Source organism: Pectobacterium aroidearum (genome assembly GCF_041228105.1).
In the GTDB taxonomy this organism is placed as follows: Bacteria; Pseudomonadota; Gammaproteobacteria; order Enterobacterales; family Enterobacteriaceae; genus Pectobacterium; species Pectobacterium aroidearum.
In genome coordinates, this window is the sequence record NZ_CP166097.1 from 4,080,824 (window position 1) to 4,098,119 (window position 17,296).

General features: G+C 50.6%; 14 protein-coding genes. 6 read left to right on the forward strand and 8 right to left on the reverse strand.

Annotation, left to right across the window (positions count from 1 at the left end):
- The first annotated feature begins 61 nt into the window (after positions 1-61).
- Positions 62-634, forward strand: coding sequence for a TetR/AcrR family transcriptional regulator (locus tag AB8809_RS18460; protein ID WP_182101085.1), 573 nt, complete (start codon positions 62-64; stop codon positions 632-634).
- 77 nt (positions 635-711) lie between these two features.
- Here AB8809_RS18460 and AB8809_RS18465 read toward each other — a convergent pair whose 3' ends face one another.
- Positions 712-1,182 (reverse strand): hypothetical protein, encoded by a 471-nt coding sequence (locus AB8809_RS18465; RefSeq protein WP_012773521.1) that lies wholly within the window; start codon positions 1,180-1,182, stop codon positions 712-714.
- Positions 1,169-1,954 carry a winged helix-turn-helix domain-containing protein gene (locus AB8809_RS18470; protein ID WP_180778151.1) on the reverse strand — a complete coding sequence of 262 codons (786 nt, stop codon included), beginning with the start codon at positions 1,952-1,954 and terminating at the stop codon, positions 1,169-1,171. The genes AB8809_RS18465 and AB8809_RS18470 overlap by 14 nt, the downstream gene beginning before the upstream one ends.
- A 700-nt stretch (positions 1,955-2,654) precedes the next feature.
- On the opposite strand from AB8809_RS18470, the gene AB8809_RS18475 reads away from it, so the two are divergent.
- The 5 genes from AB8809_RS18475 (at position 2,655) to AB8809_RS18495 (ending at position 9,635) form a co-directional block, all read left to right on the forward strand.
- Positions 2,655-3,203, forward strand: coding sequence for a fimbrial protein (locus AB8809_RS18475; RefSeq protein ID WP_012773519.1), 549 nt, complete (start codon positions 2,655-2,657; stop codon positions 3,201-3,203).
- A gap of 150 nt (positions 3,204-3,353) precedes the next feature.
- Positions 3,354-6,029 (forward strand): TonB-dependent receptor domain-containing protein, encoded by a 2,676-nt coding sequence (locus AB8809_RS18480; protein ID WP_349855206.1) that lies wholly within the window; start codon positions 3,354-3,356, stop codon positions 6,027-6,029.
- A gap of 194 nt (positions 6,030-6,223) precedes the next feature.
- Entirely contained in the window at positions 6,224-6,907 is a 684-nt protein-coding gene (locus tag AB8809_RS18485; RefSeq protein WP_349855207.1) for a MotA/TolQ/ExbB proton channel family protein, read from the forward strand.
- Positions 6,900-8,240: a phospholipase D-like domain-containing protein gene (locus AB8809_RS18490; RefSeq protein WP_349855208.1), complete on the forward strand. Its 1,341-nt coding sequence runs from the start codon at positions 6,900-6,902 to the stop codon at positions 8,238-8,240. Before AB8809_RS18485 ends, AB8809_RS18490 begins: the two co-directional genes overlap by 8 nt.
- A gap of 33 nt (positions 8,241-8,273) precedes the next feature.
- Complete coding sequence (locus AB8809_RS18495) at positions 8,274-9,635, forward strand: esterase-like activity of phytase family protein (protein ID WP_349855209.1); 1,362 nt, start codon at positions 8,274-8,276, stop codon at positions 9,633-9,635.
- Positions 9,636-9,696: 61 nt separating this feature from the next.
- Here AB8809_RS18495 and AB8809_RS18500 read toward each other — a convergent pair whose 3' ends face one another.
- From AB8809_RS18500 to AB8809_RS18525, 6 genes are all read right to left on the reverse strand, one after another.
- Positions 9,697-10,383, reverse strand: coding sequence for a GntR family transcriptional regulator (locus tag AB8809_RS18500; RefSeq protein ID WP_012773501.1), 687 nt, complete (start codon positions 10,381-10,383; stop codon positions 9,697-9,699).
- 89 nt (positions 10,384-10,472) lie between these two features.
- Positions 10,473-11,939 (reverse strand): mannitol dehydrogenase family protein, encoded by a 1,467-nt coding sequence (locus AB8809_RS18505; protein ID WP_349855210.1) that lies wholly within the window; start codon positions 11,937-11,939, stop codon positions 10,473-10,475.
- 103 nt (positions 11,940-12,042) lie between these two features.
- Positions 12,043-13,416 carry an MFS transporter gene (locus AB8809_RS18510; RefSeq protein ID WP_012773499.1) on the reverse strand — a complete coding sequence of 458 codons (1,374 nt, stop codon included), beginning with the start codon at positions 13,414-13,416 and terminating at the stop codon, positions 12,043-12,045.
- Between the two features lie 264 nt (positions 13,417-13,680).
- Positions 13,681-14,712 (reverse strand): Zn-dependent oxidoreductase, encoded by a 1,032-nt coding sequence (locus AB8809_RS18515; protein WP_012773498.1) that lies wholly within the window; start codon positions 14,710-14,712, stop codon positions 13,681-13,683.
- Positions 14,713-14,741: 29 nt separating this feature from the next.
- Positions 14,742-15,956, reverse strand: coding sequence for a D-mannonate dehydratase ManD (manD, locus tag AB8809_RS18520; RefSeq protein ID WP_180778133.1), 1,215 nt, complete (start codon positions 15,954-15,956; stop codon positions 14,742-14,744).
- A 169-nt stretch (positions 15,957-16,125) separates the two neighbouring features.
- A complete protein-coding gene (locus tag AB8809_RS18525; protein ID WP_012773496.1) occupies positions 16,126-17,025 on the reverse strand; it encodes a LysR family transcriptional regulator in 900 nt (299 codons plus the stop codon).
- Positions 17,026-17,296 lie beyond the last annotated feature (271 nt).

The window sequence follows — 17,296 nt, forward strand, 5'->3', positions numbered from 1 at the left end:
CGGTTGCTCAAGAGTAAAAATTGTATTTGAGCACTTGCTCAAAGTCAACGCGGGGACGGTAATGAAAGAGACAACGAAAGCGCTCAAAGACAAAATCCTTGATGGCGCAATCGAGCTATTTATTGAGAAAGGCATAGAGAAAGTGACAACGCGTGAACTGGCGGAACACGTTGGTATTTCACGCAGTCATATTTATCACTACTTTCCTGACTGGCAGACGCTGTCGATTGAGGCGCTAACGGCATTCATGCTGGCGGATTTGGCAGACGTCGCGGCGGACATCGCCACATTGCCGCCGAAAGAGAAACTGCATGAGCTGGTGAAAAATTACCTGCCGGATACCACTGACGTCATCTGGAATCTGTATGGATCGCTATGGCAGCTGGCCGTTCACAACACCGCTTACGCTGAACTCGCCCACGTCATGACAGAGAAATGGTCTGCCTTACTGGAAGAGATTATTGCATCAGGCGTCGCGTCCGGTGCCTTTAAAAATGCCGATATCCAGCGCGTTTCTCGCCAGTTGGATGCGCTGTTAAACGGCTACTCTGATCATCTGATTATTAATCCATCCCCGGCCGATTTTCAGCAGGCAATTGAAGATATTGATGATTTCATACAACGCGTGTTGTGAAGCACGTGAACAGCACGCCCAAAATGGCGATGACATCCAAAGCAGCGATTAATGTGTACACGCCACGTCAATACACATTAGTCACGGGTGTTACATGCCATTTTTGATTGGACGGTGCTAATCAAGTAGGAATACTTCGTCAACATCTCAAACTGGATGACATCATTTTCAGCCAGAATAGGGATTGCCTCATCGGGAGCGTTATCATTACCGTTTTTATTCATCGCGATATTGTTAACCACCAGACGATTCCCTTCCCAAACAGAATCAAAGCTGAACGTACGCCGAATCGTCAGCGGCACACCGTCCTCGCCGATGTAAAAACCGTTGACTAGAACCAGCGCTCTATTTTGATTATTTAAATAAAAATAGACGTCATATTCCTTTCTGATGTTCTGATCTTCAGTGTAGAGTTTTACTTCCCCCTGACATATCAGTGGCTTTCGGTATAAATTGCTTTTTAAATAAAAAAGGGTCCCCAGAGAAAATGAAATAAAAAGCACCAATGTGGTGCAAAAAATTTTCTTTCTGACTTTAATTATTAACATAAGTTACACATCCACTCCCGTTCTTCTTACAGGAAATAACGATTTCACTTTTCTTATCCAGCATTCCAGAGATAACAATTTTTTTCGACAGGAAGAACAATGTGTTCTCTGAACATAGATTTTCATAGTCGGTAGGAAGTGGATAACCCACGCTGTCATATAAATAGAAAAGATCGCATTTCCCGCTCATCTTCACATCAACAAGGTGTCGATACGGGAAACGGTTTGCGTTATCTAACGCGAACAGAATAATCCCCACTATCGCTATCCAGATGAGAAGGCACCGGGTGTATTGCTGTGTTTTTATGGGCTCAGATATGGCGTGGTGTTTTATGGAGAACGGCTTTTTTTCTTTATAAACATCCTCTTCCACTTTCTCTTCTACGTTCTCTTCTACCACCTGATGTGATGTTTCTTTCTCTCCTCCTCCCCTATCCGCCTCCGGGTAGGAAACAACGCTTTCAACATTAAAGACAATACCCAACTTGGGGATAGTCACTATCGAATCCGCCAGGTCAAATTCGCGTAATACCTTCCTTAACAGAGATAAATAGTTGTTTAGATTATTAATAGAGGGGGAAAGCGCATGCTTTTCCAACGCCTCTTTTAACAAAAAATCTCGGCTTAACGTTACCCTCTGATTCTCAATTAGCAAACTAAGCAATCGAGAAATAGGAAAGCTCAAAGAGATTGCTTCATTTTCACGTTCTATCCATGTCAGTGTCCCCTCTCCCTCGTTGAAAATGATTAAATCATTAATCAAATAAACCATACGTCCTTTTTCCATCAAGATTAAGAAGCGTTATTCGTTTGTTATAATCCACCGGGCACATACATTATTTACGATAATAAAACCTATGGAATAATCTTAAAATCACTGCACTACAGTAAAAAAAATCATCTATAAGAGAAAAATCAATTATATAGTGCCTTACGGGCTCGTAATCAGGCAAGGATAAAAAACTTACCTATTTGTTGTCAAAGATTATTTAACTTTCATTTAAGCTTCATACAAACAAAAAGACATTTCATTATTTTTATAAACCCATAGATATTCCACGCCATTCCACATCAAAAACAGCGAATGAAAATAACACATTGAATTAAAATAAATTATCTCGATGGTTATATTTATAGTGCCTTATTCCCCACCAGAGCATAAAAATCAAATATCAGAATAAAAACCTAAATAAACATAAATTTAAAATATTTAATCTAAATAAAAGTAATCAATACAATATATTTGACCAAAAAACTCTCCAACACTACCATCCATCTAGTTTCAGCGTCATCGATTGGGGAAGCGGATAAATATATTCAGTCCGTGCAAGGCGATAAGCCGTTACCCGTCAGAAAAGGCATTGTAAAGGTATTACAAAAGAAATGGCACTACTCATTATGCATGAATGCGTTCGCACTCATGAGAGTAGCGCGCATGTTTTAAATAATGTAACCAATAGAGAGAGCGTAATATGAAACTATCAAAGATCACCCTGGCATCCCTCATCTCCGTGATATTCTCTGTCGGCGCACACGCTGCGGATTCACATAATGGAACGGTGACGTTTAAAGGGAAAATTATTGATACTCCTTGCTCAGTATCTCAGGAAGATTTGCACCAAACGATCGAGTTTGGCGAAATCAGCAAAACCGTGTTGGAAAACGGTGGCACGTCAGAAATTAAGCCGTTTGATATCACATTAAAAGATTGCAGTCTGGATACCGCCACCAGCGCCAAAATTGTTTTCTCCGGCGGCGCAGCATCCGGCACCAATAATGAAATGCTGGCATTAAACGGCAGCGCAACCGGTGCAGGTATTGCCGTAGAACGCGTCGGCGAAAAAATTAAATTCGACGGAACCACGCCAGCTGTTCCTGCTACGCCGTTGGCAAACGGGGATAATGTTTTCTCCTTCACATCCTATGTCGCCAAACTCCCAACCCCACAGGAAGGTGAGTCACCAACAATCACCACAGGTGCTTTCTCCAGCACGGCTAATTTTGTTGTGTCTTATCAATAAAATATTGATGCGCTAACCATCCATTGCGCTAACAGCAGGGTATAGGCAATCAAATGGGGAGGCCACCTCCCCTAATACATTCTTTATTCCACACGTGGTTTTACGTACATGGATATCTACAACGCTGTATCTGTTCAAGCACATATTCCTATGGCAATGAAGAATCTTACGTTCAAAGAAAAAATAAAATCAGCCTTATTTCGCTACGGTTTTTTTATTTTTTCTTTGAATACAACAGCGCTCAGTGCAACGGAATTTAACGTTAACGTACTGGATGTCGATGAGCGTAGTGACATTGATCTTAGCCATTTTTCCGATCCTGAATACGTCACGCCCGGCACCTATCTTTTATCAATAAAAGTGAATGCGCGTGAAATACAGCAGGAGATGATTAGCTACCTGCCGGAAGGCAACCATCAGGCTCGGCCAACGGCCTGCCTCTCGCCTGAACTCGTTGATAAGCTGGCGCTGAAGAAAGAAGCACGCGACAAGGTCGAGCGATGGAATAACGGCGAGTGTGTCGATCTGACGCCCATTGCCGGCGTGAAAGTGTCTAACCAGATAGGTATGGGAACGCTGAATATTACGATCCCTCAGGCCTGGCTGGCGTACAGCGATAGCAACTGGATTCCGCCCGAACAGTGGGATCACGGTATCGGCGGGGCGCTGCTGGACTATAACCTCGTGGGTAACGTACGTCGTGATACCCATGGCAGAGGCACATCACACTATCTCAGCAGCTACGGCACTGCCGGGTTTAATCAGGGAGCCTGGCGCTACCGTGCCGATTACCGCTATTTTCTGCAAAAATCGCGCAACGGAAATCGCGATCGTTTCTCGTGGGATCAGTTTTACGCCTATCGCCCGCTGCCTACGCTTTCAGCCGATCTCAAACTGGGTGAAATGTATTTCAGCAGCAACCTGTTCGATAGCTATCGCTTTACCGGCGTGTCATTAGCCAATAACGACAACATGCTCCCACCTTCGTTGCGCGGCTACGCCCCCGAAATTCGCGGCGTCGCTAAATCAAACGCTACGGTGACCGTTACGCAAAATGGCCGACTTATCTATGAAACCACCGTGCCAGCTGGCCCCTTTGCGATTCAGGATCTGAAGAACGGCGTCAGCGGCACGCTGGATGTCCGCGTGACGGAAGAAGACGGCACGGTGACGACGTTCCAGACTGAATCGGCCAACCTGCCTTACCTGACACGGCCGGGACACGTGCAGTATAAACTCGCAGCCGGTAAACCCTCGAACACCAACCATCGCCTGCAAGGCCCAGCCTTTTCTGCCGCCGAGGCCTCATGGGGGTTATCTAACGCGTGGTCGGTGTACGGGGGCAGTATTTTGTCCGATGGCTACCAGTCCTGGTCGGCAGGCATTGGGAAAAACCTCTACCTGCTGGGCGCGCTGTCCGCTGACGTCACGCAGTCACGCGCAACGCTCCCAGCGACGTCGTCGCAAATGGGCCATGCGTTCTCACTCAACTGGTCTAAATACTTCAACTCGATCGATAGCCAGATCAGTTTCGCGGGCTACCGCTTTTCAGAAAAAACCTACATGAGCATGGCGCAGTACCTCTACGCACTGAATCTGGATAATCGCTATCGCAATGAAAAAGAGCGCTACACCATTACACTTTCCAAAAATTTCGCGACGCGCGAGTCATACTCATGGCTGAGCGGGCTATCGACCTATGTTACCTATACGCGCCAAACCTACTGGAATGAAGCCGAACAGGATCGCTACGGGGTTTCGCTGAACAAGTACTTTGATATCGGCGCCTTTACCCCGGCTAACATCTCCGGCAAACCCGGCGATGCAGATCAGATCACCGACGCGAACGGGAAAGTGGTTCAAGGCCGTAACCAGTTTACCGTCACGCCAGCCCATAAAATCTGGGTACAGGACACCTGGTTCTTCTCACCAGAATGGACGTTCAGCGGCGGTCTGGCCTATCAGCACGTAGAACGTGACGGGACTAACCTCGGCAGTTTGTATAACGTCGCAGAGAAAAAGAACAAGAAATACCACGAGTTCCTGCCTAGCTTTAACGCAGCCTACCGCATCAATACCGAAAATCAGGTGTTCTATAACATCACGCGTAACATGCGTACCCCGCCCAACTACGTTTTGTACAACGTTGGCGATTCCATCAATACCAAACCTGAGCTGAGCTGGAATCAGGAACTCGGCTGGCGCTTTCAGGACGAAGACATGCTGCTGAGCGCCTCGCTGTTCTTTATCCAGTTTACCGACCGTCAGATCTCCAGTCGTGACGCCAACGGCGATTACGAAATGATCAACGCCGGGAAAGTGGAAAACAAAGGGCTGGAACTGGAATGGAGCGGCAAGCTGCCTCATAACTTCAACTACTTCGCCGCTTATACCTACACCGATACCGAGCAGAAAAACAATCTCGCCACCAGCGGTAGCCAGCTCCCCACCACGGGCAAGCAGGTCGCCAACGCACCGAAAAACATGCTCAACCTCGGAGTGGGCTATGACGACGGCCTCTACTATGCCGGCGTAAACAGCCGCTATGTTGGCTCGTTCTACGGCGACATGACCAATGACGAGAAGATCGGCGGACGTACCGTTTTCGATCTCAGCGCCGGCGTCTATCTGCCAGTGGATAAGAAGATCGTGAAAAGCGCCACCTTACGCTTTGGCGTCAACAACCTGTTCGACAAAGAGTATCTCGACTCTGCGCGCTCCGTGAGCTTCAACTCAAGATCGTACAACGGCGTATCGGCAGGTACACCGTTTTACAACGTTGGGGAAGAGCGCACCTTCAGCGCCTCACTGGAAGCCACGTTCTAATCCGTTAATAGTCTAAGTACAGAGCAAAACGGGGGAATGGGATAGAAGAGTAAAGCGTCCGCGCCAAGGATGGCGCGGCTCGAGCTTACAGGGATGTACTTGCAGCGTCTTTACGATCTACCCATTACCCCCGTCCGACACACGTCGTCGCTAATCACAAACAACGCCCAACACGGCAACAGAAGGATCAGGCCATGAACGCCGATATGCTGCACGAGATTATTTTCTACGTCATGTACGCTGCACTGGTGATCGCACTGATGATCATCATCGAACGCAGTCTCTATTTTTCCTATACGCGTCGGCAGGCCAAGCGTCTGGATCGCGCCCTAACGGCAGATATTCGCCACGTGCACGATCTACCGGATGCGCTGACCCAGCGCCCCAGCTTGCCCATCACGGTCGTCACCCCCGTGTTAGCGCAGTCACACCAGGTAGAAAATCGCGATGCGCTGAACGACCTGATCGACGCACAATATCTGCAAAGTAAGCCGCAGCTGTCGCGCGGACTATGGATTTTGGAAACTGTCGTCACCGCGGCACCGTTACTGGGGCTGCTCGGCACAATCATGGGGATCATCGAAACCTTCAAAGCCCTGTCCGCTGCGGGCATCTCTGACCCGAGCCAGGTTTCTGCCGGAATGGGAACGGCGCTGTACGCCACCGGGCTGGGGATCGCCATCGCGCTGGTTTGCCTGCTGGGGAACAATTTCCTGCAAAGCCGAATGGAACACATCAACGAAATGCTGAAAGTCCTGCTGATTCGCGCCGGAATGCCGCATACTCGCCAACAGAAAGCGGGCCATGCTGCCACGCACCATTCCATGACAGGCAGTGCAGTAACAGAAAAAGCGATGGCGGAGAAGCGCTATGCTTAAGCGGGATGGTTTCACCAATCCGGGGCGACGCTGGAAGCATGGCATCAACACGCTGCTAACAGGAGGCGTATTGTTTATTGTAAGTGCGTCAGCCCATGCCGACGCCAGCACTAGCGGCTATCGTATTCCCGGCTATGAATTAGTGTATGACGCCCCGGTAGAAACCACGCTGACCGCCCCTGATTTACGCCCCAGCGATGCGGTGTGGATATCCCTTTTTGATAATGCCCAGCACACCATTGAACTGGGTCAATTCTATGTCGCGAATCAGGCGGGAACTCGTTTTGATAACGTCTTACAGCATCTGCGTGCCGCTGGCGAGCGCGGCGTGCGAATCCGCCTGCTGCTTGAAGAAAAAGGGCTAAAAATTTCTACGCAGGACACGCTGGAACAGCTCAAAACGATTCCGAACCTGGAACTGCGCGTGATTCCTTTTGAACGTCTGAGCGGCGGCATTGTGCATGCCAAATACCTGCTGGTTGATGGCAAACAGGCCTACATGGGCAGCCAGAATCTTGACTGGCGGGCGCTGGAACACATTCACGAAACGGGGTTGTTGATCGACGATCCGCACGTGGTGAATCAGATTAGCGCTATTTTTGAACAAGACTGGCAGGCGCAGGCGCGGCTGGCCCACGGTGAAACCGTGCCACCGTTGCCCGCTGCAACACAGCACGTCGATCGTTCGGGCAACTATCTGGTTGCCAGCCCCAAAGCATTCAATCCCGCTGGCGTGATAGATTCCGAAGAAGAACTCCCTCGCCTGCTGGCAGAAGCCCAGCAGCAGGTACGCATTCAGGTGATGGATTACGTCCCGCTCTCCTACGGCCCGGATAAAACGCGCCCGTACTACGCGGTTATCGATAACGCGATTCGCGCTGCCGCCGCACGCGGCGTCCAGATCGAGCTGATGGTGTCCGAATGGAGCACCAAAATGCCGAACATCGCCTACCTGAAAAGTCTGGCGGTGCTACCCAACATCCAGATTAAAACGGTGTCGATCCCCCAGGCCAGCAGCGGTTTTATCCCGTTTGCTCGCGTGATCCACAGTAAGATCATGACCATCGATGGCAAAAAAGCCTGGATCGGAACCAGCAACTGGAGCGGCGGTTATCTGGATAATTCACGCAATCTGGAGATGGTGATTCAGAACCCAGAGATGGCACAGCGGGTAGACATGCTTTATACACAACTGTGGGACAGCGCCTATGCACATCCCCTGCGCATTGATTATGATTACCCTCGACCCGATCCGGGTGGCATGAAAGAAAAAGATCAGGAGAAGGCAAACAGCCCTTCGTCCACGACAGGCGGCACGGTCAACGCACCGTAGCCGCAACCAGAATGACAGTTGATGGGGAATCGCATGAAACACACGTTGTTAGCACTGCTGGTTGCCGGATTTTTGCCGTTCAGCGCTCAGGCCGCAGGAGAAAAAGTGACGCGCTATGTCGTCACCTTCCCGGCCAGTGAGCGTGTTGCGTATCAGGGCAAATTCGCCCAGAACTTCCCCAACGGCCTGCCTGTCGGCATTGGTTCCGGCCTCTATTTTACTGGTAAGCAGGGTGACGACCTGATGTTCTCCACCGTCACCGATCGCGGCCCGAATGCCGATGCCCCGCAAGTCGGCGAAAAAGAAGCCAAGATTTTCGCTAGCCCTGACTACGCGCCGCTCATCATGGATATCCGAGTCAGTGCGAAAGTGGCCGAAGCGAGCAACCCCCGACCGCTACACGACGCCGAAGGCAATATCACCGGTCTGCCTCTGCCCGCAGACTTTATTGGCGCCACCAATGAAGTGGCGCTGAATGACGTGCTGCAACCGCTCAGCACCAGCCAGCGTGGGCTGGACACCGAAGGGATTACGCCAGACGGTAAAGGCGGCTTCTGGTTGTGTGACGAGTACGGCCCGTTCCTGATCCACGTTGATGCCAGCGGGAAGATCCTGCAAAAATTCGGGCCGACGCCTGCGGGCAATGAGCACTCGGTTGCCAGCGGCTTACCGAATATCATCAAGTGGCGTCAACCAAATCGGGGTTTTGAAGGGCTGACACGCCTGCCGGACGGCACGATCGTCATGGCCGTACAAAGTACGCTGGATATCGACGGCAAAAGCAAAAACAAAGCACAGTTTACGCGTCTGGTGATGTTTAACCCGGAAACCAAGACCAGCCGCATGCTGGGTTACCCCATCAACATCGACAGCTATAAGAAAGCGAAGGATGCCAAAATCGGCGATATCGTGGCGCTGGATAATCAGCGCATTCTGCTGGTCGAGCAAGGGGCAGATAAAGACAAGCAGATACAGAACCGCATCTATCTGGTCGATCTCAGCAAAGCGAGCGATCTGACGCCGTTCGATGTCGATGGGAAATCACCAGAATTTGACGATCTCGCCCAGTTGGAAAAGCGCGGCATTACGCTGGCGCACAAGCAGGAGCTGGTAGATCTGCGCAAGCTTGGCTGGCAGCAGGAGAAAGTTGAGGGGCTGGCGCTGGTCGATAAACAAACGCTGGCCGTTATTAACGACAACGACTTTGGTCTGCAATCCGTGCTGCAATCACCGGTGAAAGCGAAAGATAAGGCAGACGACTATCAGGTCACTGCCGATGGCAAACTCACGCGAAACGGAAAAGCAGTCGATACAACACTGGAAATCAAACCGTTAGAGAAGCCAGAAGCCGACAACGAACTGTGGGTGATTCATCTGGCACAACCGCTGAAGTAACCTTTAGTCTGGCTTCCACCGCAGGAGCGAAGTGGAAGCCATCATTCAGCGCGGCAGGCACTCAGGCGTGCTCGAACCAATCGCTATTCTGTTGCGCAATCGGCGTGATCGAATAGATCATTTCCTGCAAATGTTCACGAATCGCTTTTTCCGCTGCATCGGGATCCCGCGCTTTCAGGGCGCTAAAAATCAGATAGTGCTGTTGGATCAGACTGACCGGCGGAGAAACCTGGCTCAGGCTGAGAAAACGCACGCGGTCCATCGTCGCTTTGATCGATTCGATGGTTTCCCACGCCAGCGGACAGTTGGCAATTTGCGTCAGAAGCTGATGGAAGCTGTCATCGAGGCTAAGGAACTCGCGCACTTGTTCATTCTGTGCAGCCAGTTCCTGACGGCGTAAATTGTGCTCCAGCGTCAGCAGTTGTTCATCCGTCACCATTTCTGCCGCCCGACGTACAATCGCGCATTCCAGCGCCTGACGGATAAAGCGGGCATCTGCTACGCGTTGCTCGGAGATCTTCATGACAAACGTGCCGCGCTGCGGCAGGATCTGCACCAGCCCAGCCTCTGCCAGCTTGATAAAAGCCTCTCGAACCGGCTGGCGAGACACATCAAAACGCACAGAAATTTCTTTTTCAGACAGCAGCTTACCCGGCGGAATATTGCATTCCACAATGTCTTTGCGCAGTACGCGATAAATTTGCTGGTTGACTGGTTCGTTGTTGTTGATCTGAAAAGAGGTATCCATGCCGCTGTGCTTAGCCAAGAAATTTACCGCTTATGATACACGCTTAGCGCAGCGAGTGTCAGTGTTACCGCACCCGCTGCGCTTTCGTCCTACCCGTTCATCTCCTGCAACGTTCCCTTCACGCCCTTCGCTAGCAATGACAGGTAGTACTGCGTCACCGCATCGACAAACACAGGGTTGTGCGGTAAATCCTGACCAAAAATCGCCGTCAGCGTCAGCAACGCCGCAACCCGGTTTTCGCCTTCCGGGCTGCGTTGCACCGTTTCTGCGATCTGATCCTTCAGCGGATCGCTGATTTCAATCGGCTTTCCTTGTTCATCCACGCCGCCGACATAGCGCATCCACCCCGCCACGCCGAGCGCCAGCGCATCAAAACGGCTACCGCGCGCCAGATGCCAGCGGATCGAATCCAGCATCCGCTGCGGCAGTTTTTGCGAACCGTCCATCGCAATCTGCCAGGTACGGTGTTTCAACGCACGGTTACGATAGCGATCCAGCAACGCATCTGCATAGGCGGCGAGATCGACTCCCTGAGTACGCAGCGTCGGCGCCTGTTCACGCAGCATCAGATGATGTGCTACCGCGACCAGATCGCTATCCTGCATGCACTCACTGATATGCTGATAGCCAGCAAGGTAGCCCAGATACGCCAGAAACGAATGGCTGCCGTTCAGCATCCGCAGCTTCATTTCCTCAAACGGCAGCACATCCTGTACCAGTTCCGCACCGGCTTTTTCCCACGCGGGACGGCCGTTGACGAAGCGATCTTCAATAACCCACTGAAAGAACGGTTCGCAGGCAACACCCGCCGGATCGGCGACGCCCAGTTGTCCCTGAATTGTCTCCAGCGTTTCCTCAGTGATAGCCGGAACAATTCGGTCCACCATGGTGGACGGAAAGGTGACGTGCTGTTCAATCCAGCGCGCCAGTTCGACATCCTGCAGCTCAGCCAGTTGCACAATCACGTTGCGCGTGACGTGTCCATTTTCCGGCATATTGTCGCAGGACATCACGCTGAATGCCGGTAGCTGGCGTTCCCGTCTGCGTTTGATGGCAGCCAGAATCACACCGGGCAGGGAACGTGGTTCTGCGGGTAACGCCAGATCGTGGCAAATCAGCGGATGTTCACTATTCAACTGCCCCGTCGCCGGATGGTGGCAATAGCCTTTCTCCGTGACAGTAATCGACACAATGGCGATATCCGGCGCGCTTAGCGCTTCCAGTACCGCGTCGATACCTTCGACTTCCGCATGCAGCGCACCGGTCGCGACGCCGATGACCCGACTATGCCAGCCGCTGTCCGCCATTTCGGAAACCGACCACAACAAATCCTGTTGGCGAATAGCCTCAATCTGCTGTTCGCCGCCAATCAGGTTAATTTCACAATAGCCCCAGTCGCTGCCCTGCTCCGCTGCCAGTTTATCGGCACAGACCGCCTGATGCGCCCGGTGGAATGCGCCAAAGCCAATATGCGCAATACGTGTTTTTAGCAGGCGTCGGTCGTAACGCGGCACCACAACCTGCGGTTTAAGAGTAGAAAATTCGCTGATACTCATCGTTATCCCTGATAGGTGATTCAAAAAATACGTCTACGCCCTAAATGATTCGAGTTGCAGTAAGGTCAACTCATCTGCAACTCGAACAATGACAATCTGAACGTTACGCTGCGTCGTCTAACGCATCTAAATCGCGATCTTTAACTTCAGGCATACAGATAGCCGCGAATAAACCAATCACTGAGTAAGCAATCAACATCACGACAATCGGCCACCAGGAACCGGTCATGTTGCAGAAAATACCGGCTAATACGGGACCGAAACCAACGGCAACCAACCCACCGGTTTCTTTGGCAATCGCCATTTGCGTAAAGCGGCTGCGTCCACCAAACATTTCCGCCATGGTGATATTTTCCAGTGCAAATAATCCCAACACCGCGAAGTTATGAATAATGATAATGCTGACGATAATGACATTCACGCTATTCTCTTTATCAACAATAAGAGAGAGCATTGGGTAGGCTAACAATATCGCCGAGATATTCAGAATAATATAAGGTATGCGACGACCTACTTTATCCGACAACCATCCTAATAATGGAATCGTAATAAAACCGATAATAGAGCTAATCATTAAAGCGTCAGTAGGAATATATTTTTCAAACAGCAACGTTTGAACCAAATATCCCGCCAGGAAAGTCTGAATTAACCCTGAATTTCCCGCCTGGCCGAAACGCAGCCCGGTAGCCAGCCAAAATGCTTTGCTTTTGAACATCGACAGGATCGATTTCTGCTCGCTTTGCTCAACTACCAGAGCAGGGGACGGCTCTTCAGTACCGGATACGTCATTGCTGACTTTCTCAAAGACCGGGCTTTCTTTCAGGTTCATACGCAGCCAGATCGCGAATATCATCACGACCACGCTGGCCAGGAACGGTACACGCCAGCCCCACGCCAGTAATTCTTCTCTGGAGAGCGCAAAGAACATAAAGGCCCAGATAGCCGTGGCGCTGAGCGTACCGCAGTTGGTGCCCATCGCCACCAGTGAGGAAATAATTCCGCGTTTCCCCTTCGGCGCATATTCCGCCAGCATCGTACCCGCACCAGAAATTTCAGCACCGGCGCCTAACCCCTGCACGATACGCAAGGTCACCAGTAAGATCGGTGCGAAGATACCGATCTGCGCGTAGGTCGGCAGCACCCCGATTAACGTGGTACAGATCCCCATCATGGTAATGGTAATAAAGAGCACTTTCTTTCTACCAATGGAGTCCCCCATGCGGCCGAAAATAAAGGCGCCGACGATACGTGCCACGTAGCCTGCACCATAGGTGCCCATTGCCAGAATCAGCGCCATCGCCGCCGATTGTTCAGGGAAGAAGATTTCATGGAAGACCAGCGCCGCCCCGAGCGAATACAGCTGGAAATCCATAAATTCCAATGCGGTGCCCAGCCAGCCGGACACTGCCGCTTTAACGAGGTCAGAGGTACTTCTTGCAGGCTTATTTTGTCCAGATGCTATCTTATGCTTATTCATATATATACTCTCGACGATTTGTAATTATGGTATATCCGTCATACTTCGAGCTGCATGTATGTTAGCGTCCTGCAACTCGAATTATTTAGGGTATAGATCACAGTAAATAAAATTACCGTTCATCATGGTGTCGCAATCCACTCCAGTCCGTTATTGACAGCCTGGAGTGATTAAGAGAGAAATAATTACTTCAAAGGAATCATTGTATTATTCAGTAATCGATATTTTTTCCTTTATATAAGACCCTGTTGCCGATAAAACGACTTATATCTGTCCAGTTTCATTAAACGTCAGCAGAACTTTGCAGCAGCGCTTTTGATCTTTTTCAAAGACTTCTATCGCCTCGACCACCTGCTGATAATCAAATCGATGGGTAATCAGTTTGGCCGGATCGATACGTTTCTCTTTCAGCCACGCAATCACGACAGGGAATTTATTGGCATTCAATCGTGATGAGAAAATGGAGAGCTCTTTGCTGGTGATGCCCTGCTGGCTAACCTGACAAGGTTCGCTGGAAAAGCCCATGATGGCGATACGCGCTGCCGGAGAGGCAATCGTAATCGCTTCCTGCAAAATAGACGGATGGCAGGCGGCATCAATAATCAGCGTAGGCTTGATATTCAGCGCTTCCAGTTCGTCTTTTAATGACAGCGACGCGTTGTTGATGACTCTGTCCGCTCCGCTGCGTAATGCCATCTCCAGGCGTTCGGGAATGCGGTCAACGACAATCACGTCCTTCACCTTGAACACGCCTTTTAGCACCTGCACCGAGGTCAACCCCATCGGCCCCGCACCATAAATCAGGGCGACATCCTGCTCCGTCGGTTTCACCTGCGCAGTCACATTGGCGGAAATCGTGAAGGGCTCCACCATCACGGCGAACTCATCAGGAATGTCATCGGGAATGACGTGTGCATTCTTCGCCGGTACGGCAGCGTACTCGCTGAACCCGCCATCACGGTGCACACCCAGTACCACCAGCGAAGTACAGACGTTCGGCTTGCCGATTGAACACGGGTAGCAGTGGCCGCAGCTCACGACCGGGTCGACCGACACGCGTTCGCCCAGCCGGGACGCGTCCACACCCTCACCGACCGCCTCAATCACACCAAAGAACTCATGCCCGATCACACGCGGGTACTTGGCAAAGGGGTTATGCCCGCGATAGATGTGGCTATCCGAACCACAGATGCCTGCCAGCTTCACCTTCACCCGAACTTCGCCTGCTGCCGGTTGCGGAATCGGGCGTTCTTCAATCACCAACGCATTCGGTTGCTGTATCACAATGCTTTTCATGTTTTGGCCTCTTATTCCCCATTCCACCTTTACCAATTCCACAACGTGCCGTCTTCCAGACGGGCAACCGGCAAATAAGCGGGGTCATAGGGATATTTGGCCGCCAGCTTTTCATCGAACTCAATGCCTAACCCCGGCTTTTCGCCTGGGTGCATGTAGCCGTTATCGAACGTCCAGCTATGCGGGAACACCTCCAGCATTTGCTCCGAATAACCCATGTATTCCTGTACGCCGAAGTTTGGCACCCAGAGGTCAAAATGCAGCGCCGCCGCCATGCAGATAGGCGACAGATCCGACGGCCCATGCGAACCAGTACGCACCTGATAGAGCGAGGCAAAGTCAGCAATGCGACGCATACCGGTAATCCCACCCGCGTGGGTAATCGTCGTGCGAATGTAGTCGATGAGCTGTTCTTCGATCAGCTGCTTGCAATCCCAAATACTGTTAAAGACTTCACCCACCGCAATCGGCGTGACGGTGTGCTGACGGATTAAACGGAAACACGCCTGATTTTCCGCAGGCGTCGGGTCTTCCATCCAGAAGAGGCGATAATCCTCAACGCTTTTGCCAAAACGCGCCGCTTCAATCGGCGTCAAGCGGTGGTGCATGTCGTGCAACAGGTGTTCGTTAAAGCCAAATTTGTCACGTACCGCTTCAAATAGCTTTGGCGTGAAATCGAGGTATTTTTCCGTCGACCACAGCTGTTCTTCCGGCAAACTGCCTTTCGTCGCGGGCTCATACGCCAGCCCTTTGCCTTTCGCCATACCGTAGGTGGTTTCCATGCCGGGCACGCCGCACTGCACGCGAATCGCCTTGAAGCCCTGATCGCGATGCTTGGCGTAATCATCCAGCACTTCATCAATCGAGTGGCCCGTCGTGTGGCAATACACCATGACGCCCGTACGCGATGCGCCGCCCAGCAGTTGATAAAGCGGCATGTTGGCGGCTTTAGCCTTGATGTCCCACAGCGCCATGTCGACCGCCGAAATCGCGGACATGGTCACCGGGCCACGACGCCAGTACGCGCCTTTGTAGAAATACTGCCAAATGTCTTCGATCTGGTGCGCATCGCGGCCAATAAGCTGCGGGCAGACATGATCTTTGAGATAAGAGGCAACCGGCAGCTCACGCCCGTTGAGCGTCGCATCACCGAGACCGGTTAATCCGCTATCTGTCGTAATTTTCAGGGTGACAAAGTTCCGTCCCGGACAGGTGACAAACACTTCCGCGCTGACAATCTTCACGTTACTTATCCTTCTGTGCATGTAGCCATTCGTTTATGCCGACTACCATACAAGTATATTAATAGCGATAATTTGAATCGCCTCACATTTATTCACATTTGCAACATTTATCTAAAACAGGGAGGAACGGATAAGAAGAAGCGACATGAATCGAGGGGGATAAAGCGACCTACCGAACGGATTCGCTGTAGTCTTGCAGGAAATCCAGAAACAGCCGCACCATAGGAATGTTCGTGCTGCGCTTCAGATAGCTAATGGCGAATGTCCTTTTCAATTTCTCTTCCAGCGGAATCACCGCGACGTCGTAAGCGGTCAGACTTTTGGCGACAGACGAACAGAGGAAGACCACGCCGGACAGGTTGATCACCAAATCCATAATGATGTCCATGTTACTGCATTCACGAAAGTAGCTGGGGTTGATACCCTGCCGGGTGAAGGATTCGGAAACGGCGGCATGCTCCCCCGTCCCTTTCTGCGGCACGATCAGCTTTTCTTTTACCAGCTGCGGCAAACTTAGCGTCTTATTATCAGCAAGCGGGTGCGACGTCGCCATCACCGCGACAATGTCATCGATCTGGCAAATGGTGTGGTGAAAGAGCGGATCGTTCAGATACTCATCAAAAGGCGTCGAGAAAGACAGGTGGATCTCGCCATTACGTACCCTTTCCAGTAAGTCCGTGCTCACGCCGTCAATGAAAGAGATATCGATATTGGGGTAGGCTTTCTGAAACAGGTTAAACATATTGTAGTGAGCCAGACGATTGAATATCGGGATCACACCAACCAGTAGCGCGCCATCCGTGCTTTCCTCATAGCTACTGACGAATTGCTCCAGTTCATAATGTTCCTTAATCATCCCCTGAATTTTGTCAGCAAAGATCTTCCCGAATGGCGTCAGAGAAAACTGCCGGGTCGTTCTGTTAATCAGTTTTCTTTCCGTTTCAAGTTCCAGCCGCGCGATCTCCTGCGACAAAAAAGCCTGAGAGATATTCAGCGCTTTTGCCGCTTTAGTGAAACTCCCGACCCGGATGAGTTCCTGATAATAAATCACACGTTTTATACTGAGCATTGCTTTATATTACGCATCAACGATAGCTTCTATAAGCGGCCATAATAACAATTATAATGATTTGTAAATAATCAAATGTGATTAGATGCACATTTAATTCATGAGAAATAACGTTAATAGTAGATATAGTCAACTTATTATCAACGAGGAAATGATTTATTCAATTAAGATGAAACACCAATAATATTAAAGATTTTTTAATATTATTTTTACAAATACAACATCACCTCTCACAAACCAAAAAAGTTTACATTTCCCTAACAAAAGGACT